The organism is Kosakonia sp. MH5 (genome assembly GCF_009935945.1).
Lineage (GTDB): Bacteria > Pseudomonadota > Gammaproteobacteria > Enterobacterales > Enterobacteriaceae > Kosakonia > Kosakonia radicincitans.
Genome location: NZ_QODH01000008.1, coordinates 61,360 through 78,529, shown reverse-complemented (window position 1 = coordinate 78,529; position 17,170 = coordinate 61,360). Strand labels below are relative to the sequence as shown.

The 17,170-nt window shown below is 55.3% G+C and carries 16 protein-coding genes; 4 read left to right on the top strand and 12 right to left on the bottom strand.

Annotated features, from left to right (window positions below):
* Window positions 1-168: 168 nt before the first annotated feature.
* Genes fdnI through fdnG form a run of 3 tightly spaced genes read right to left on the bottom strand, consistent with a single transcriptional unit; the run spans window position 169 to window position 4,762 of the window.
* Window positions 169-825 (bottom strand): formate dehydrogenase-N subunit gamma, encoded by a 657-nt coding sequence (fdnI, locus tag DK872_RS19770; protein ID WP_071920810.1) that lies wholly within the window; start codon window positions 823-825, stop codon window positions 169-171.
* Entirely contained in the window at window positions 818-1,702 is an 885-nt protein-coding gene (fdxH, locus tag DK872_RS19765) for a formate dehydrogenase subunit beta (RefSeq protein ID WP_161518740.1), read from the bottom strand. Before fdxH ends, fdnI begins: the two co-directional genes overlap by 8 nt.
* A 12-nt stretch (window positions 1,703-1,714) precedes the next feature.
* Window positions 1,715-4,762, bottom strand: a complete 3,048-nt coding sequence (fdnG, locus tag DK872_RS19760; protein WP_161518739.1) for a formate dehydrogenase-N subunit alpha — start codon at window positions 4,760-4,762, stop codon at window positions 1,715-1,717.
* Window positions 4,763-4,983: 221 nt separating this feature from the next.
* Between fdnG and yddG the strand changes: the two genes are divergently transcribed.
* Window positions 4,984-5,877, top strand: coding sequence for an aromatic amino acid DMT transporter YddG (gene yddG, locus DK872_RS19755; protein ID WP_072438847.1), 894 nt, complete (start codon window positions 4,984-4,986; stop codon window positions 5,875-5,877).
* 11 nt (window positions 5,878-5,888) lie between these two features.
* On the opposite strand, the gene DK872_RS19750 is transcribed toward yddG, so the two are convergent.
* A complete protein-coding gene (locus DK872_RS19750) occupies window positions 5,889-7,376 on the bottom strand; it encodes a SmvA family efflux MFS transporter (protein WP_161518738.1) in 1,488 nt (495 codons plus the stop codon).
* 119 nt (window positions 7,377-7,495) lie between these two features.
* Here DK872_RS19750 and DK872_RS19745 point away from each other — a divergent pair, with 119 nt between their 5' ends.
* Window positions 7,496-8,071, top strand: a complete 576-nt coding sequence (locus DK872_RS19745; protein ID WP_007375098.1) for a TetR family transcriptional regulator — start codon at window positions 7,496-7,498, stop codon at window positions 8,069-8,071.
* Here the strand turns inward: DK872_RS19745 and DK872_RS19740 are convergent.
* The 4 genes from DK872_RS19740 to DK872_RS19725 all read right to left on the bottom strand — a co-directional run bounded on the left by DK872_RS19740 (window position 8,068) and on the right by DK872_RS19725 (window position 12,352).
* Window positions 8,068-8,910: an arylamine N-acetyltransferase gene (locus DK872_RS19740; protein WP_161518737.1), complete on the bottom strand. Its 843-nt coding sequence runs from the start codon at window positions 8,908-8,910 to the stop codon at window positions 8,068-8,070. The genes DK872_RS19745 and DK872_RS19740 overlap by 4 nt on opposite strands.
* Before the next feature lie 72 nt (window positions 8,911-8,982).
* Window positions 8,983-10,638, bottom strand: coding sequence for an iron ABC transporter permease (locus DK872_RS19735; RefSeq protein ID WP_161518736.1), 1,656 nt, complete (start codon window positions 10,636-10,638; stop codon window positions 8,983-8,985).
* Window positions 10,639-10,685: 47 nt separating this feature from the next.
* Window positions 10,686-11,654, bottom strand: a complete 969-nt coding sequence (locus tag DK872_RS19730; RefSeq protein WP_071920817.1) for an ABC transporter substrate-binding protein — start codon at window positions 11,652-11,654, stop codon at window positions 10,686-10,688.
* Window positions 11,651-12,352, bottom strand: a complete 702-nt coding sequence (locus DK872_RS19725; RefSeq protein WP_071920818.1) for an ABC transporter ATP-binding protein — start codon at window positions 12,350-12,352, stop codon at window positions 11,651-11,653. The genes DK872_RS19730 and DK872_RS19725 overlap by 4 nt, the downstream gene beginning before the upstream one ends.
* 235 nt (window positions 12,353-12,587) lie before the next feature.
* On the opposite strand from DK872_RS19725, the gene DK872_RS19720 reads away from it, so the two are divergent.
* On the top strand, window positions 12,588-14,366 hold the full coding sequence (locus tag DK872_RS19720; protein ID WP_007375103.1) for a sensor domain-containing diguanylate cyclase: 1,779 nt from the start codon (window positions 12,588-12,590) through the stop codon (window positions 14,364-14,366).
* An 81-nt stretch (window positions 14,367-14,447) separates the two neighbouring features.
* A complete protein-coding gene (locus DK872_RS19715) occupies window positions 14,448-15,020 on the top strand; it encodes a flavin reductase family protein (protein ID WP_007375104.1) in 573 nt (190 codons plus the stop codon).
* An 8-nt stretch (window positions 15,021-15,028) separates the two neighbouring features.
* Here the strand turns inward: DK872_RS19715 and DK872_RS19710 are convergent, their stop codons facing one another.
* The 4 genes from DK872_RS19710 to DK872_RS19695 form a co-directional block, all read right to left on the bottom strand.
* Window positions 15,029-15,967 (bottom strand): alpha/beta hydrolase, encoded by a 939-nt coding sequence (locus DK872_RS19710; protein ID WP_035885682.1) that lies wholly within the window; start codon window positions 15,965-15,967, stop codon window positions 15,029-15,031.
* 158 nt (window positions 15,968-16,125) lie between these two features.
* Window positions 16,126-16,374, bottom strand: a complete 249-nt coding sequence (locus DK872_RS19705; RefSeq protein WP_007375106.1) for a bacteriocin — start codon at window positions 16,372-16,374, stop codon at window positions 16,126-16,128.
* A gap of 141 nt (window positions 16,375-16,515) precedes the next feature.
* Window positions 16,516-16,752 (bottom strand): hypothetical protein, encoded by a 237-nt coding sequence (locus DK872_RS19700; protein WP_007375107.1) that lies wholly within the window; start codon window positions 16,750-16,752, stop codon window positions 16,516-16,518.
* A 101-nt stretch (window positions 16,753-16,853) separates the two neighbouring features.
* Window positions 16,854-17,090, bottom strand: a complete 237-nt coding sequence (locus DK872_RS19695; RefSeq protein ID WP_007375108.1) for a hypothetical protein — start codon at window positions 17,088-17,090, stop codon at window positions 16,854-16,856.
* Window positions 17,091-17,170 lie beyond the last annotated feature (80 nt).

Below are 17,170 nucleotides of genomic sequence, written 5' to 3'. Positions count from 1 at the left end.
CAGACCAGACGAAAAGCCGCGCCTGACACATTAATCCATAAAATCAGATAACAACATGCAGCCCGCAGGATTGCGCAGGGAAAGAAGCTGTGTTGTGGGTGCCATTGATGCGCCTGGCGATATAGATAAAAAAACCGCTCCGAACGGGCGTCCGGAGCGGGGTTAAAGTCACTTGATCCCTTCGGTGCTCTCTTTTTTCGCTTCCAGACGCTCCACGTCGTTATACCAGCGCGGATGGTGCTTCTGCGCCCAGCGGCGGCTTACCTTCCCTTCGATCATGCCTTTAATGGAGCCTTTCACCCAGAAAGCCATATACATATGGATGAGGATGGCATGAATCAAAATAATGGCGGATGTCGCGTGCAACAGCAGGCTGTAGCGGATCACCTGAATCGGGAAATACTGTGCAAAGTAAGGACGCCAGATGATGACGCCGGTCACCAGAAGCACGGTTATCATGCTCATGATGGTCCAGAACATCATCTTTTGTCCGGCATTGTATTTCCCGACTTTAGCGACCTTGTGCTCATTCCCCTTCAACACTTCGACGATGTTTTTCAGCCACGGCAGATCTCTCTTGTCCGGGATGTTGTGATGCACAAAGCGCACAAACATAAACATCAGCGCGAAGAAGATCGCCACACCAAAGAAGGGATGCAGAATGCGCCCCATCTGCGGCGTACCGAAGGTTTCCGTCAGCCACTGTAATGTCGGGAAGAAAAACGAGATGCCGGAGAGCGCGACCAGAAAAAAGCAGATCACCACTGTCCAGTGACAGGCGCGATCGATAAATTTGGTGCGCACAATCATTTTTGACTTACTCATGATGATCCTCTTCGTCGTCATCCACTTCTTTGTTCGGCCCAATTCCGATGTAGTGGTAAATCAAACCGGCGAACGTGGCGAGGAATCCCGCCGCCGACAGCGGTTTCAGCACCCCTTTCCACAGATTGACCGAGGTATCGATACGCGGATTTTCCGGCAAATTGTGGTAAAGCTGCGGCTGGTCAGCGTGGTGCAGCACATACATCACGTGCGTGCCGCCGACGCCCTGCGGGTTATAGATCCCCGCGCTGGCGTAACCGCGCGCTTTCAGCTTCTCTACCCGCTGTTCGCCCAGCGCCAGCATTTCCGCTTTGGTACCAAAATGGATAGCGCCGGTCGGGCAGGTTTTCACGCAGGCAGGCTCCTGGCCGACGCTGACCCGATCGACACAGAGCGTACATTTGTAGACCCGGTTATCCTCTTTATTGAGGCGCGGGACGTTAAACGGACACCCGGCGATACAGTAGCCGCAGCCGATACAGTTATCCTGCTGAAAATCGACAATACCGTTGGCGTACTGAATGATCGCGCCCGCAGAAGGACACGCCTTCAGGCAGCCCGGCTCGGCACAATGCATGCAGCCATCTTTGCGGATCAGCCACTCCAGTTTCCCATTCTGCTCGGTTTCGCTAAAGCGCATCACCGTCCAGGATTTAGCGCTCAAATCGGCCGGGTTGTCGTAAACCCCGACGCAGTGCCCCACTTCATCGCGGATGTTGTTCCATTCTGAACACGCCACCTGGCAGGCTTTGCAGCCCACGCAGGTGGAAACATCGATAAGCTTGGCAACTTCAGCCTTATAATCACGCGCCCGTGGGGGCGGCGTGATCGGGTTGGTCGCGGAGCGCTTAAGAATGTCCTGAGTTTCCATCGCCATAATCTCGCTCCCTTACGCTTTCTCGATATTCACTAAAAACGCCTTATATTCCGGTGTTTGCGAGTTCGCATCACCCACGCTCGGCGTCAGGGTATTGGCGATGTAGCCTTTTTGCGCCACACCTTCAAAACCCCAGTGCAGCGGAATACCAATGGTTTCCACCGGCTGTCCATGAACCTGCAACGTGCGCAGCCGACGCGTGACAACCGCCACCGCGCGAATAAAGCCGCGCTTGCTGCTGACCCGTACGCGATCGCCGTTGCTGATGCCTTTCGCTGCAGCCAGCGTTTCGCTGATTTCAACAAACTGCTGCGGCTGGGCAATCGCATTCAGGCGCGCGTGCTTGGTCCAGGTGTGGAAATGTTCCGTCAGACGATAAGTGGTGCCGACATACGGGAATTGCTCCTTTTTCCCCAGCCGTTTCACATCGTCCTGATAGATGCGCACAACCGGGCTGGAGACGACATTCGGATGCAACGGGTTGGTTCCGAGCGGGGTTTCCATCGGTTCGTAATGCTCCGGGAATGGCCCTTCTGCCAGCTTGTCGAGGGCAAACAGACGCCCCAGCCCTTCCTGCTGCATAATAAACGGCCCGGTATTGCTGCCCGGCGGCGCGGTGTTGAAGTCCGGAATGTCGTTACCGATCCACTTCGTACCGTTCCACTGAATCAGCATCCTTTTCGCATCCCACGGTTTGCCCTGAACGTCAGCCGACGCGCGGTTGTAGAGCACGCGACGGTTGAGCGGCCAGGCCCATGCCCACCCCAGCGTATTCCCCAGGCCGGAAGGATCGGCATTATCGCGATTGGCCATCTGGTTACCCTGCTCTGTCCAGCTACCGCTGTAGATCCAGCAGGATGACGCCGTTGAGCCATCGTCACGCAGCAACGCAAAGCTGTTCAGTAGTTGCCCTTTCTTCGCCAGCAGTTGCCCGTTGGCATCATAGAGATCCGCCAGCGCGTAACCGTTGTTCTCTTTCGCCACCTCTTCCGAATGTGGATTGTGCGGCTGGCTGTAGTTCCAGCTCATCTTCAGTAACGGCTCTGCGCCTTTACCGCCTTCGGTGCGGTACATTTCACGCAGGCGGTGGTAAATCCCGGCGAGAATTTCACCGTCATTCAGCGCTTCACCCGGCGCATCCTGGCCTTTCCAGTGCCACTGTAACCAGCGACCGGAGTTGGCAATGGAGCCATCTTCTTCGGCGAAGCAGGTCGACGGCAAACGGAACACCTCTGTCGCAATGGTCGACGGATCGACATCATTCATTTCGCCGTGGTTCTGCCAGAAGTTCGCGGTTTCGGTCACCAGCGGATCGATGACCACCATGTACTTCAATTTGCTCAGCGTACTGACGACTTTGTTTTTGTCCGGGAAGGAGGCCACCGGGTTAAAGCCCTGACAGATGTAACCCGTCACATCGCCTTTCGCCATCATATTGAAATACTTGATAACGTCGTAAGACTGATCCCACTTTGGCAGCCAGTCAAAGCCCCAGTCGTTCTCCTTCTGTGCCGCGTCGCCGTAGAACGATTTCATCAGGCTGACGAAGAATTTCGGATAATTACTCCAGTAGTTAACCTGATCCGGCAACAGCGCTTTCGGCGTATTGGCCGCCAGATACTGTTGCAAATCGACCTGTTTTTCCGAAGGCAGCGTCAGGTAGCCCGGCAGGCTGGTCGAGAGCAGCCCTAAATCCGTCAGCCCCTGAATGTTCGAGTGGCCGCGCAGCGCATTCACTCCACCGCCCGCCATCCCCATATTGCCGAGCAGCAACTGGATCATCGCCATGGTACGAATGTTCTGCGCACCGACGGTGTGTTGTGTCCAGCCGAGCGCGTACAGGAACGTGGTGGTTCTGTCCGCCGCGCTGGTTGAGGCCAGCACTTCACACACTTTCAGGAAGTCCGCTTGCGGCGTACCGCAAATGTTTTCGACGGTTTCCGGGGTATAGCGATCGACATGCTGTTTCAGCAGATTCCACACGCAGCGCGGATGGCTGAGCGTGTCGTCACGTCTGGCATAGCCGTTTTCATCGAACTGATAGTTCCACGAGGTTTTATCGTACTGGCGCTTTTCTGCGTCGTAGCCGCTGAACAGACCATCTTCAAAGGCAAAATCATCGCGCACCAGTAATGCAGCGTTGGTGTAATGTTTGACGTATTCGGCGTTGATCTTGTTGTTTTCGATCAGGTAGCGCAGCACGCCAGAAAGGAAAGTAATATCCGTTCCGGAGCGTATGGGCGCATAGATGTCCGCCACTGATGCCGTGCGCGTAAAGCGCGGATCGACAACAATCAGCGTGGCATCATTGTTATTTTTGGCTTCCATCGCCCAGCGGAAACCGACCGGGTGGGCTTCAGCGGCGTTACCGCCCATCACCATCACCACATTCGCGTTTTTGATATCAACCCAGTGGTTGGTCATCGCACCGCGACCAAATGTTGGAGCAAGACTTGCTACCGTTGGTCCGTGTCAGACACGCGCCTGGTTATCTACCGCCAGCATGCCGAGGGAGCGCACAAATTTCTGCGTCAGCATGCCGGTTTCGTTACTGGCCGCTGAAGCGCAAAGCATACCGGCGGAAAGCCAGCGATTGACTTTCACGCCCGCTGCGTTGTTTTCCACGAAATGCGCATCGCGATCGTCTTTCATTAACCGGGCGATGCGACTAAAAGCCTCCTCCCAGGAGATGCGCTGCCACTTGTCGGAGCCTGGCGCGCGGTATTCCGGGTAGCGCAGCCGGTTTTCACTGTGTACGTAATCAAGCAGGCCAGCCCCTTTCGGGCATAACGCGCCGCGACTGACCGGATGATCCGGGTCGCCTTCAATGTGATAAATCGTTTCTTTGGCGTTCTTCGCGCCATCGCCCAGGCTATACATTAATAGCCCGCAACCCACGGAGCAGTATGTGCAGGAGTTTCGGATCTCTTTTGCGCGCAGTAATTTATAATTTCGCGCCTGAGCCAGCGCCATTTTCGGGGCAAACCCTAATGCGGCAACTGTGGTTCCGGCCATACCGCCCGCGCAGATTTTGAAAAATTGTCTGCGGCTGACGTCCATTGCTTTCCTCATTATTTGTCTTCGACTGCGGCGGGAAACTAAACATTCCGGCAGGCGAAATAATTGCGGTAAATCAATAACGCCGGATGGCTGACCCCTAATAGTCGCACTTATCGGATTTTATTAAGCCATAAGGGGTAGATGGCGCAGTGATGAATTCACCCCAGGTCATTAATTCGTGTTATAAGTTGAGGCTTTGTTTTCGCCGATAAAGTGCAGCAATGAACAGAAAACGTGCAACGTTAATTGGTTTACTGGCGGTATTATTATGGAGCACCATGGTCGGTTTTATCCGCGCTGTCAGTGAAGGTCTTGGGCCAGTTGGCGGCGCGGCGCTGATCTATACCCTGAGCGGTATCCTGCTGATCTTTACCGTCGGGTTTCCCGATTTACGGCGCTTCCCTCGCAAATATCTGCTGGTCGGCAGCCTGTTATTTGTTAGCTATGAACTCTGTCTTGCCCTGTCGTTGGGATTTGCCGCAACCCGCCAACAGGCAATCGAAGTGGGAATGGTCAATTATTTATGGCCGAGCCTGACCATTCTTTGCGCCATATTATTTAACGGACAAAAATCGACTTTCTGGGTTATTCCAGGGCTATTACTTGCTTTACTTGGCGTTAGTTGGGTGCTTGGCGGCGAGAACGGTCTGAATATTGCTGATATCCGGGAAAATATTATTTCCAGCCCGCTCAGCTATGTGCTGGCATTTGCCGGGGCATTTATATGGGCAATTTATTGTACGGTAACGGCCAAATATGCGCAGGGCGCCAATGGCATTACGCTGTTTGTTCTGCTGACGGCGGCAACGCTATGGGTGAAATATGCCTTCTCACCGCAACCGGAGATGGTTTTCAGCCTGTCGGTAACGGTGAAATTAGTCATGACGGCGGTGGCGCTGGGCTTTGGTTATGCGTCGTGGAATATCGGTATTCTGCACGGCAATGTCACGGTGCTGGCCGCCGCTTCTTACTTTACTCCGGTGCTCTCTTCGGCGCTGGCCGCCATGATGCTGAACGCCCCGCTCTCTTTCTCCTTCTGGCAGGGCGCTGTGATGGTGTGCGGCGGGTCGCTGCTCTGCTGGTGGTCGACCCGCCAAGTATCCCGCACGGCGTAAGCGGGCTGCCACTATTTATGCTTCACCTGCGCAAGGCTAAACCAGATGCCGACCGCCAGCAGCATGAGTAATGCGCCTGCGGTGCTCAGCGCAACGCTGTGCGAGCCGGTAAAGGCCGTTTTGGCGGCGCTAATGATTTGCTGTGCCATCAGCGGTTGTGCATCCTGCGCCAGGCGAAACGCCTCGCCAATGGATGAGGAAGCCTGGGCGGCCTGTGTGCTGCTCAGCCCTTGCGGTAACTGGATCGACGCGGCGAAACTGCGGCTCAGGATCAGGCCGAATACGGCGATCCCCAGACCTGCGCCAAGCTCATAGGCCATCGACTCTATCGCCCCGGCCGCCGCCGCTTTCTCCGGCGGCGCTGCCGCCATAATCGCAGCGGTAGAGGCCAGCAACGCACTGGCGGCGCTGAAACCCAGCAGCGCCATCAGGCTTCCGGCTTGCCACGGTTGGGTGGCGAAATCGGTCATCGATAAGCCGAGAAAACTTAGCGCGCTGAGCGCCATACCGCCCGTCGCCACGCGACGCAGGCCGAGTTTTGACACCAGTATTCCGGCTATCGGCCCGCTAAAACCGCTGGCCAACATCAGCGGCAGCATAAACATTCCGGCGGCGAAGGGCGTAAAACCATGGACAAATTGCAGTTCCTGCGCCATCAGCAATTCAAAACCGACCAGCGTCACCATGGCGGTAATCGCCATCAACGCCCCGGTCAAAATCACGCGATGGGTAAAGAGGCGCATATCGATCATCGGCGTGGCGGCGGCAAGCTGGATACGCACAAAACCGGTCAGCAGCGCCGCGCCGCTTATCAGCGTGCCGACAATCATCCACAGTGGTAACGTCCCTTTCATCGCTGTTTTTGCGCTCCATACCAGCAGCAGGATGGCGACAATCAGCACCAGTGCCTGGTTCAGATGCAGCGGCTGTTCAGCGCGACCGGCCTGGCGCGGCACATAGCGGGCGGTCAGGATCATCACGCCGATCACAATCGGTACGTTGAGCAGAAAAACCGATCCCCAGTAGAAATGTTCCAGCAAAATGCCACCAATCAATGGCCCGAACGCCGCGCCGCCAGAACCGATCGCCGCCCAGATGCCCAGCGCGGTATTACGATGCTGCGCCTGTGAAAAGGTGGTGCGAATACCGGCCAGTGTTGCCGGAACAATCATCGCCGCGCCGACGGCCAGCAGTGCGCGTGCGGCGATCAGTTCGCTGGCGCTGGTGACCAACGCGGCCAGCAGCGATGCGCTGCCAAACAGTGCGCTGCCGATAAGCAGCAAGCGTTTAAAGCCGATTTTGTCGCCCAGTGCGCCCATCGGCAGCACCATGCCCGCCATCACCAGTGAGTAGATATCAATAATCCACAGTAGCTCATTTCCGCTGGCGTTCAGCTCCGCGCTGAGCGTTGGCGCGGCAACATGCAGCACCGTTGCATCAATCGCTACCGGAATATAAACCAGCACAATAATGACCAACGTTAACCACTGACGAAACATAACTTCTCCGTAATTGTTTAATTCTGGACGCGCGTCCAGAAAGGGCGATCCTACGCAATGTTGAACGCATGTCCAGCTTTTTGTTACACTCCGTTTCGCATCCATTGAACCGAGGTTATATGCGCTATTTAAACCGCGACGATCGCCGGGAGGTGATCCTCAAAGCCGCCATGCGCGTCGCGTTAGCGGAGGGATTTTCCGCCATGACAGTGCGCCGAATCGCCACCGAAGCCGGGGTGGCGACCGGGCAAGTCCACCACCATTTCGCGTCGGCAAATGCGTTAAAGGCGCAGGCTTTTATTCGTCTGATTGACGAACTGCTGAATGTGGAGCTATTGCCTGCCAGCGCGCCGTGGCGCGATCAACTGCATGCCATGCTGGGCAGCGATGAAGGTGGTCTTGAACCCTATGTGCATTTGTGGCGCGAAGCGTTGCTGCTGGCGAATAAAGATCCGGAGTTCAAAGGGGCTTATCTGACCACCCTCGAAATGTGGCATGTCAAAGTGGTTCAGTTGATAAACCTTGGCCGCGCGGCGGGCGCGTTTTCCGACAGCGACAGCGCCGAAAATATCGCCTGGCGTTTGATTGCGCTGGTCTGCGGTATGGACGGGATTTGCATGCTGGGCATGCCAGATGTCGATGAAGCGGCCTTCAATCGCCATCTGGCGGTAATGATAGCAAAAGAGCTGTGTTAAGCGTGTTCACCGTTTAAGTCGAAGCGGCTCATGACCGCTTCGAGTTGCTGGACGCTGAAACCGTACTGCGGATCGCTGACGCCCAGCCCGAAACGTGTTTGCAAGGTTTCGTACAACGCCGGAACATCCGCCAGCACCTTATCTTCCTCAACCTGCCCTTTTTTCCAGTGCGTGAAGTGGAAATTGGTCAGCGTCAGCTTTTCGCCGTCCGGCAGATGGCGGCACGTCAGCAGATGGTGGCGAAAATGCGATGCGGGCCAGTGGGCGGAGTGGAAATTACCCATCACGAAATCGGCCTGGTACTGCGGCCCGGTTTCAAACTGATACATCGATTGCCAGCGTTGATGATGGCGGAACTGCAACACCCAGTCTTCACCTGCGCGTTGCAGCCGATAAAGACCGTGCGGCGTTGCCTGTTCCACCTCTGCCAGCAGACGAATCGGCGCGGTCAGGGTTTGCCCGCCAAAACCGACATCAGCAATCCACTGCTCACCCTCCAGGGTAACCAGCAGAACGCGATGGGTGCGCGGCGGCATCTGTGGCGGATTGGAAATGATCACCCGCCCTAACAGGCTGCGTACCGTAAAACCGACCTCTTTCAGCGCACGTTCAAACAGCCCGTTCTGCTCAAAGCAGTAGCCGCCGCGCCGGGCGACGACCAGTTTTTGAAAGAGGGCTTCATCGCTGAGTTCGATTTCACGTGGCAAAACAACATCAAGGTTTTCAAAGGGAATGGCGCCGTTATGCTGCAAATGCAGCGCCCGCAGCGTTTCAAGTGAGACATCGGGCGTAAAATTCCAGCCAATCCGGGCCAGATAAGCGGTCAAAAAAGGGGTCATACAGGCTCCTTGTGCGTGGTGTCCCTTTGTTATACCGCATTTTTTTGCGCCGACAGGCGATTTCGTGCCCTCTTAATGCTTTGTGTTGCGCTGCAGGAGCCACAGCGCTGTCAGCATTAACGCCAGCCCGACGATCAGCGTCAGCGTGGCCATTGCCATTCCTTGCCCTACCGAACCCTGCTCAAATTGCCGCCAGATAAACACCGCGACGGTTTGCGTCCCTGCGGGCGACAGCAGCAGCGATGTCACCAGTTCGCGTGAAGCAATCGCGAAGACCATCAGCATTGCTGCCAGCATCGCCGGGAAGATCAGCGGCAGCACAATCAGACGCAGCGCCTGAAATGCGCTGGCACCGTGTACTCGCGCTGCCGGTTCGAGGTTACCGCCTAACTGACGCATGGCGCTGCCGATATAGCGCACCGGCCACGGTAACAGCAGGCAACAATAAGAGATAAGTAAAATCCCCCAGGTGTTGTACGGCGAAACCGGCCAGAAACTGCGGTTCCACAATAAGATCAACCCGACACCCACCACCACGCCGGGCAGCGCCGCAGGCATCAGCGACAGCGCATCGATCACCGCGCGCCCTTTTATCTTCTGCATCACCACCAGCCAGGCGGCACACAGCCCGAGTAACCCGGTGAGCAGCGCCGCGCCCAGCGCCAGCGATAAGCTGGTACCGAGTGCAGGCAGCGCATCACCGCGTTGGGCGAAGAGCGCCGCAAAGTGTTTAACTGTCAGATTATCCAGCGTCAGTCCGCCGGAAAGCGTTGCGCTAAAGCCGCTTAACGCCATCGACAGGCCCGGCAGCACTACGGCCAGAAACCCCACACAACTCATAACCAACAGTACCGGCAGCGTGAAAAAGCCCAGTTTCGCACCCACATGTTCGGTGGGTTTGCCGGAGACGCTGGTCACGTCTTGATCGCCCGTCAACAGACGTTGCAGCCACCAGCCGCAGAGCGCAATAGCGATCAACATCACCGACAGGATCGATGCGCCCGGCAAGTCGATCGGCCAGTCTGCCAGCTTCTCTTCAATGCCGACGGTCAACATCACTACGCCCGCCCGGGAACCAAGCGCCGCCGGAACGCCGAACTCTTCCACCGCGAGGGTAAACGCCAGCAACATCCCTGCCGCCAGTGCCGGAGAAAGTAATGGCAGTGTGATATGGCAAAACGCCTTCCACGGTGTGGCACCATGAACGCGGGCGACTTGCGCCAGCCGCTGCCCGCTGGCCAGCAAACTGCGCGATACGGCAAAATAGACTACCGGGAAAATGTTCAGTGTCATGACCAGCACGATACCGGTTTTACTGAACAACAAATTATTGAGATCGATCCCGGTAAGCTGCATCAGATAGCCCTGCGTTTGCAGGACCAGCATCCACGATAAGGCGGCAATATAAGGCGGCGTTAAAAACGGGATCAGAAACAGCAGATCCCAGGCTTTTGGCCACGGCAGGTCAAACAGCCCGCGCACCACGCCGAGCGGCAAGCCGATGACCACACTCAGCAGTGCCACGCCAGTGGCGATTTGCAGCGTACCGCCAAGCATTAACGACAGTTGCGGTTCCGCCAGCAGGAGCGGAATGCCGGAAAACGCGCCGCTAAAATTCCCGGCGCTAAACTGCGGAAACACCGCCTGTAAGAGAATAAACAGTAACGGTAGCGCAACCAGTATCACCAGCAGCCCTATCGTCACCTGCGCAATCAGTTTCTGGTTCACAGCAGGTATCCTGAAAGCGGGGTTGCCCCCGCTAGAAATGGCGTGGATTACTTCGCAAACAGGGCGTTAAAACGCTTCAGAACGTCGCCGCGCTCGCTGGTACCGCTGCTTTGTGTCGGCAGAATCTTGAGTTCGGTAAACAGCGGGCGTTTTGCTTCCACATCCGTACGCGCTGGCATCAACCAGGCATCGGCAACCATGTTCTGCCCTTCCGGCGACAGGACGTAATCAACAAACGCTTTTGCGTCATCGGCATGCTGGGTGGTTTTGAGGATCATCATCGGGCGCGGCGCAATCACCGTGCCGCTGGCCGGGAAGATCACTTTCAGCGACTCACCCTGCGCGATATTGCCGTAAGTGACGTAATCAACAGCGCCAAAGACGGCGGCTTTCGCCCCCTGCATTACCGGCGTTACCGCCTGCGCGTTCGGGCCGCTGACCACCATGCCGTTGCTTTTCAGTGCATCAAACAGTTGCCAGGCTTTCTCACCCATGCCGTTTTGCAGACCGATCAGCAAATCCAGCGAGGCCCCGGACAGCGCCGGATCTGGCGTAGTGACTTTATCTTTGAAGGCTGCCGACGTCAGATCCTGCCACTCTTTCGGTTCCGGCGTGCCGCTTTTGGTGTTCCAGACAATGCCCAGTGCAGAGACGCCCTGCGCGACATAATCCGCACTTTTCAGTGCGGCAGGAACCTTATCTGCATTGGCGCTGGAAAACGGCAGCAACCAACCGCGATGATGCAGATCTTCCGCCGTATCCCAGGAGGCTGAAATCAGAATATCGGCCTGCGGATTGGCCTGTTCAGCTTCGAGGCGCGCCATCACTTTGCCGGTGGTAGCCTGGAAAATATTGACCTTCACACCGGTTTTTTGCTCGAACCCGGTGGCCAGGCTTTTCGCCAGCGAACCGGGACCTGCGGTATAAACGGTCAGCGCATGCGCGCTGGACATCATCATGGACGACAACACCATGGCTAAAGCGACTCCTTTTTTCACGGACAGTAAGGCTTTCATGCGATTTCCCCTGAGGATGAAGTGATGTTTCTGACGGATTCCACCTTTCCGGATGCTAAATGCACGATGCGATCGGCGAGCCATTCGGCTTCCCGGCGATCGTGCGTGACATAAACGGCCGTTGTACCGAGCTGGCGCAGCAGGCGCGCCATCTCATGGCACAAAGATTCTCGCAGTACGCTATCGAGATTGGAGAGCGGTTCATCGAACAGCAGCACGCCAGGTTCGGCGACTATCGCCCGCGCCAGCGCGACGCGCTGCTGCTGGCCGCCAGAAAGCCCGGCCGGTTTGCGCTGGGCCAACTCCGCCAGCCCGACCATACTGAGCGCCTGCATTACGCGCTGTTCGCGTTCACCGCGCGGTACGTTGCGCATCTTCAGCGGAAAGGCAACGTTTTGCGCCACGCTCATATGCGGCCACAGGGCGTAATCCTGGAAAACCATGCCGATATCGCGCGCTTCCGGCGGTAGCGACCAGCCCGCTTTCGCGACCAGGCGATCGCCAAACCAGATTTCACCTTCTGCCGGTTCGTTCAAACCTGCCAGCAATCGCAACAGCGTGCTTTTGCCGCAGCCGGAAGGCCCAAGCAGCGCAACGATGCTGCCAGGCTGGATATGCAAATCGATGTGATTAAGCACGGTATGTGTGCCGAAGGCGTAGGAAACACCTTGCAGCCGGATGTCAGTGAATGCGAACATCAGCGGCCTCCGCAGCGGGAAGCCGTGATCCACCCGTGGTTTTCAGCCGACGGGTCGCATCCACCTGCACAAAAGTCAGGGGAGTAAACATCTTGTTATCCTCTTTGGGATTTGATGCGGCAGACTATAGGCAGGGATTGTGACGAAGAAATGACGTCATTATTGCGCGTTGATTTTTAACCGAATGTCTAAACTGAAAGGCATACTTCTCCACCGTCTTTAAAAAGGGTTTCTCGTGCGTATCGCAACGATCACTAATTATGCTTACATCGCGACAGTGGCACTGACATTGACCTCCGGCGTTGCGTTGTTTATAGCTTCAGGCGCCGAACACAAAGAGCGCGACACGGTGGCGCAAAGCCGGACGTTTGATACCTTGATCGACGATCTGGAGAGAGAAGCCTTTGCGCTCAGCGATATGGCGCGTGATGCGGTAATCAAATTTACACCTGAAACGGTACAGAGCTGGAAAACCCGCCGGGAACAGGACATAAACCTGGAAAACCGGCTGGCTGCAATGCGTGACAGCGGTGCATCTGATGAAGAAATTCTGCTTCTGCGGGACGGGCTTACCACCCTCGACCAGCTTGAAGAAGAGCAGCGTATCGCCATTGAGGATGTGCAAAACGGCAAAGGCGTCGACGGCGTTAATCTGCTATTCAGTGGCAGCTACGAAGAAAAGCTTGAAGAGGCCGAATACCGCTTTGCCCATTTCCGCAGCCTGGTGGATCAGCGCACGCAGGCTGCCATCAAAGAAGCTACGTCACTCTCGCTGCGTCTGCGCACTTTATCGGAAGTGATGGTCGGTGTGACCGCGCTGCTGTTCTTGTTTGTGCTCGGCTTTATTATCAAACACCGTATTCTGCGCCCGGTGGTGACGCTCAGTGATGTGGTGAACCGGCTGGCGACGCAGGATTACAACGTCGAAGCGCCGGTGCTGGCGCAGGTGGATGAGATTGGCGATATGGCGCAGGCGATCCACATTTTCCGTGAAAACGGCCTTGCCAGGCAGCGGCTTGAGCAGGAGCGCGACAAGGAATGGGCTACGCGCACCCTGCTGGCGCGCATGACCCAGCGTTTGCAGGGGTGCGATACACACAGCGCCATTTTCCGTGTGGTTGACCGTTTTGCGCCGCAAATCATCCCGGAAATGGGCGGTCGGCTTTATGTGCTGAATACGCGGACTAATCGTATGAAATGCGTGGTGCGCTGGGGGTTGCCGCCCGGCGACGATGCCACTTTCCCACCGGAATATTGCTGGGCGCTGAAACGCGGGCAACTCCACAGTCCTGGCAAAGACACCGTGGATATGCCGTGCGAACATATTTTGCCGGAACTGGCGTCGCGGGCAATCTGCGTGCCGCTCAATGCGCAAAATAAGAGCATTGGCTTGCTGACCTTTGATAATTACACACCGGGTAAAGAGCCACCATATGCCTATCTGGAGTTGCTGGCAGAAACGCTGGCGCTGGCGTTAGCCAACCAGATCCTGCGCGATACTCTGACGGAAAGAGCGACGTATGATCCGCTGACTGGCCTGCGCAACCGCTACAGCCTGGAAGAGACGTTGCGAAATATGATCGATCAGGCAATGGTGGAGAACAGCACGCTCAGTTGCCTGATGCTGGACGTGGATTACTTCAAAAAACTCAACGATCAATACGGTCACGAAGCCGGTGATAAAGTGTTGCGCGAAATGGCGAAACTGATCACCGAAACGCTGGATGAGAACAGCATTGCGTTCCGCTATGGCGGCGAGGAATTTCTGATTATTTTGCCGGGCGTCGATGAAGCACAGGCGAAGATTGTTGCCGAAGCGCTGCTGCGTAATGTATTTAACCATCACATGCTGTATGAATCGCAGGATATTGGCCCGGTTTCAGTCTCTATTGGGCTGGCTACCTGGCCGCGCCATGCCCGGGCCGATAATCTGGTGCGCGCCGCCGATCTGGCGCTCTATATGGCGAAAGAACAAGGGCGCGGGAAGATTGTCGTTGCAAAAAGTGCCGGATAGTCCTTTTCCCCTGCTCTGCGCTGGCTTTTGGTGGCAGAACAGTCATTTAATGCCGGAAAATCATGCACAAAGGAGCCGTTTATGAGCTATTTTCGTCCTGTGGCATTAGAGCACGCCAGCCGCCTGTTAAACCATGGCCCGACGATTTTGATTACCAGCCGTGATGAACAGATCGATCGCCGTAATGTGATGGCTGCGGCCTGGTCGATGCCGGTGGAGTTTTCCCCGCCGCGTATCGCGATTGTGGTGGACAAAAGCGCCTGGTCACGCGAATTGATTGAGCGTAGCGGCATGTTCGGCATTGTGGTGCCTGGTGTGGCAGCGACTAACTGGAGTTACGCGGTCGGCAGCATTACCGGGCGCGATGAAGATAAATTCAACTGCTATGGGATCCCGGCGTTTGCCGGTCCGGTACTTGGGCTGCCGGTGATTGAAGAGAAATGTCTGGCGTGGATGGAGTGTCGCCTGTTGCCACCCACTGCCGCGCAGGAGAAATATGATACGCTGTTTGGCGAAGTCGTTTCTGCGGCTGCCGACGAACGGGCTTTTATCAACGGACGCTGGCAGTTTGATGACGACAAACTGAATACCATTCATCATCTGGGCGGCGGTAATTTTGTCGCCAGCGGCAAGCGCATTACCGCCGGCGAATAAGCTGGCGGTTACTGCGGTAACGCTTCGATCCAGTTCATCGCCAGTTGCGGCCACACGGCGGCTGGCTGGTTTTTCACACCGCGAACGCCAAATCCATGCTGCCCTTTACTGAACAGATGCAACTCCGTTAGTACGTGATGGGCATGCAGCGCATTGAACATCACCAGCGAATTGGCGACCGGCACGGACGGATCATCAATGGCGTGCAGCAAGAACGTTGGCGGTGTTTGCGCAGTCACATTCTGTTCCGGTGAGTAGCGTTTAATTTGCTGTGCGGTTGGGTTATCGCCAATCAGCGCTTTACGTGAACCGGGATGGGCAATTGCACTTTCCATCGAGATCACCGGATAGCCGAGCACAGCAAAATCAGGCCGTGCACTCTGCTTATCAATACTGTCCGTTGCCCGGTAAACCGTTTCTTCATAGCGCGTTTCCAGACTGGCCGCGACGTGCCCGCCAGCCGAGAATCCCATCACGCCAATTTTGTGCGGGTTGATCTTCCATTCGGCCGCGCGGGCGCGCAGGGTTCGCAGCGCTCTCTGCGCGTCGGCCAGTGGCGCATCGGCACCTTCGGCATGGCCATCTTCCGGCATCCGGTAGGTCATTACAAACAGAGTGTAACCACGTGCGTTGAACTGCGGGGCTAAATCACTGCCCTCTTTATCCAGCACGACGCGTTTGTAGGAGCCGCCCGGTATGACCAGCAATGCAATGCCGTTTGGTTGTTGCGGCAGGTAAACGGTCATTTGCGGCGCACGGATGCCGGTCACTGCCCTGTCCGGCAGCGTTGGGTCTTTACTCCGCTCAAGCAGTGAATAACTGACCGGACTGTTTTTCGCACCAGGCGCTTCATCTGTTGGCCAGATCGGAAAATGCATGGTGGAAGCAAAAGCGATATGCGTGGTAAAGAAAATGGCGAATGCAGCAGTTTTAGGTATCCGGAACATAAGTCTCTCCTTGAGGAAAATGCTTATGTACCATTAAGCTATCGATGTAAAATCGAGATGCGCCACAAAACGGCGTTTCATTTTTACTAAAAAAGTGGCATTTATCATTAATGCCACTTAAATAAATCAATATAAAAGCGAAGACGGATTGCTAATAATTACTGCTTAGGACCAAAGTCGTCGTTCAGTTTATTGCCCAAAAGCTCAATAAACTTTGCCAGAACCCCACCCACACCTTGTGCAACCGCGTTGAGTACCGGCGTAAGGATCGGTGATAAGACGTTGTAAATAGCGCCGCCAATGGCGTTGCGCACCGGTTCAAAAATGTTGCCAACTATTCCCAGAACAGAGTCGAACAGACCCGCACCGGAAACCGCCTGCATTTCATTTTTAGTTAATTCTTTCACAATAATCCCTTACATTCTAAAACAGGCTGGAGCGTTAACCCCAGCCTGGATGACTGTCAGTGATATTTTAACGAAATGCCATCGACAGTCAGTTAATTAAAAATGGAGATAATTTTCTGTCAGAAATTATTGGCAGATTAATTAAGCTTTGGAGCCAAACAGGCCGCCGAACAGGTTTTTAATGATACCAAAGCCAGATTCGATGAAACCGGCAACTGCCTGGCAGGTTTTACGGCCCATATCAGCAAAAGTGGTTTTGTCGCCACCCAGGATTGCGTCAACAAGACCGCCCAGAGAACCACCGATCATGCCAGCAGTATCAGACAGAAAACCTGCGCCAGAAACAGCCATCATTTCATTAGTGTTCAGTACTTTCATGATATTTCCTTATATTTTAAAATCGGAGTATTCGCTCCGTGGTCATTTTTCATCAATGATATTCCCGCTGGAATTTCACCGATGGAGTTATTCTTCGTTAATTACGCTTTGGAGCCAAACAGGCCGCCGAACAGGTTTTTAATGATACCAAAGCCAGATTCGATGAAGCCGGCAACTGCCTGGCAGGTTTTACGGCCCATATCAGCAAAAGTGGTTTTGTCGCCGCCCAGGATTGCGTCAACAAGACCGCCCAGAGAGCCACCGATCATGCCAGCAGTATCAGACAGAAAACCCGCGCCAGAAACGGCCATCATTTCGTTATTGTTAAGCTCTTTCATAAAAACTCCTTTTTGTGTAAAGGGGCAGAATAATTACTCTACCCATGAAAACCAGAAGTGTTATTCCACCCGGAATATCA